1 protein-coding gene is annotated in these 2,613 nt (G+C 35.7%); it reads left to right on the forward strand.

All coding sequences use genetic code 11. The features are described from left to right. The first annotated feature begins 716 nt into the window (after positions 1–716). Entirely contained in the window at positions 717–2,516 is a 1,800-nt protein-coding gene (ltrA, locus tag VK90_RS27260; RefSeq protein WP_048376734.1) for a group II intron reverse transcriptase/maturase, read from the forward strand. Positions 2,517–2,613: the final 97 nt, after the last annotated feature.

Genomic DNA, 2,613 nt, shown 5'->3' on the forward strand with positions numbered 1-2,613 from the left:
AACAAAATAATCCTTTGCGCGACACGTTTCCTTATAAGTGTGTAAACACGAAATAGGAGGGTTATCAATTTGATAACAACAACTGACTGACTGAAAGTAGGAATGAAAGCCGTCAGGTTGAGCTGAAACTACTTATCTAATACTCCTACATGCAAGGCGTGATAGTAGTCACAAATTGTATGAAGCTAGGTGAAGTCGGCTGAACAAAACCTAAGTGAGAAATCATATGGTAATGGATAGGTCGGGATGCTACAAAATATCTATGGTGAGAATGTCCAAATTAACGGACTGGCGAACTTGCGAATATACGGGTCTAAATTATTAATACATAAGAAATATGTATGTCGTCAATGACGATGTTATCTACCGAAAAGTAAGATTAAAGGATATGAAATTCGGAACATCTAACGATGATGATGTAAAGATAACAGGCTTACAGCAAGCACCTAAGGATATATGTATAGCTAGGTCAATCGGAACGTGGTAAGCAAGAAACTGTCACCAACGCCTACTAGCGGACAGATGTATATAAGGTTCTAACGAACCGAAATTGCTTCATTCTTGTGAAGGTGGGGACACAGTACCGACGAAACATGTAACAAATGTGGAGGGATAGTCCCTAGTCTTGTTCTTTGAAAACTAAACTTACTAGATGTAACTCACAGGATCGAGTAAGATGATGGGACTTTTCGTAAGAAAGGGGAATTAACACATCGGTGAGTACAACATTACGACATGCAGAATATTACGATATACAAAAATTGTTTGATGATTTATATCAACGTAGCAAAAACAATGCTACTAAAGGTATAAATTTATATAAACACATCATATCAAAAGAAAATATTCTACTGGCATATAGAAACATAAAGGCTAACACTGGCTCTAAAACTGAAGGAACAGATGGTATCACAATCGACCATTATAAAATGGAAGATGTAGATTCTTTCGTTGATAACATAAGAAATGCTCTTGTAGACTACAAGCCAAACACGGTACGTAGGGTAGAAATACCTAAACCAAATGGAAAGAAACGCCCATTAGGAATACCTACAATGAGAGCTAGATTCATTCAACAAATGCTCAAGCAAGTTCTAGAGCCAATATGCGAAGCGAAATTCTACAAGCATTCATATGGGTTTAGACCCAATAGGTCAACGCATCATGCGATGGCTAGGTGTCAATTCTTGATGAATCGTGGGGGATATAGTCACGTAGTTGATATTGATATACAAGGTTTCTTTGACAACGTAAACCACTCCAAATTACTAAAACAACTATATACCATAGGTATAACTGATAGAAGAGTACTGACAATCATCTCGAAAATGTTAAAAGCACCAATCAAAGGAGAAGGCATTCCTACAAAAGGAACTCCGCAAGGAGGAATTCTAAGCCCATTACTAAGTAATGTTGTATTGAATGATTTAGATTGGTGGATATCTAGTCAGTGGGATAATATCAAAACAAGAAAACCATATACACTACCAAATAAAAACTATCATCTATCAAAAACAAAATTGAAGAGAATGTATATAGTTAGGTATGCGGATGATTTTAAAATATTTACAAACAATCACAAATCTGCAACTAAAATATTCCATGCAGTGGAAGGTTATCTCGGGAATCAATTAAACCTTAACATATCTAATGAAAAATCAACTATAACTAACCTAAAAAGAAAATCTTCGGATTTTCTGGGGTTCTCTATTAAATTCGTTAAAAAGCGCAAAAGATATGTAGCAAACACACATGTAAGCGCGAAAAAGAAAAAGGATATCCTTGAAAAAGCAAAAACAAGGATTAAAGCAATTCAAAAGAATCCATCAGGGAAAACAGTACAGGACTATAACTCTTACGTGCTTGGCATAAAAAACTATTACAAAATTGCAACACATGTATCTATAGACTTTGCTGAAATAGCCTTTCGTCTCTCGAAAACCTTGTTTAATCGTCTAAAATCAATAGGGAAATATAAGATTCCTACCAATGCAAACGCATTATACAAAAGAACTCACAGGAATAATTATAGAACCTTTGAAATAGCAGGTAATCATGTATATCCACTAGCGGACATACAAACACGATTCCCTCAAAGTTTCAGTCAAGACATATGTAACTACACTATAAAAGGAAGACAAAAACTCATCAAAAGCCTAAAAGGTAACATTGCCAATGAAATGCAGAAGATGTTGCTATCATCCACTAAAGGGCAGAGCGTGGAGTATACAGATAACAGAATGTCGAGATATTCTATGCAAAATGGAAAATGTGCTGTTACAGGAATCTTTTTGTTAGCTGATGAAGCGCACTGTCATCACAAAGTACCGAAAGGTATGGGAGGAACTGACGAGTTCAATAACCTAATTATTGTACATGAATTTGTCCACAGACTGATTCACGCTACAAATGAAGAGACGATTAGAACGTATATGAGAATACTTCAATTGAACGATAAACAATTGAAGAAAATAAACAAACTCCGTAAAGCTTGTAATCTAGTTACTTTAGTATAAAAGAATAAGATGGGACGCTGTATGCGATGAAAGTCGCACGTACAGTGTTAAGCGGGGGAAAAGATGGAGATAACTTCAAAGTCTTACCTATCGCAAC

The organism is Bacillus sp. LK2 (genome assembly GCF_001043575.1).
In the GTDB taxonomy this organism is placed as follows: domain Bacteria; phylum Bacillota; class Bacilli; order Bacillales; family Bacillaceae_G; genus Bacillus_A; species Bacillus_A paramycoides.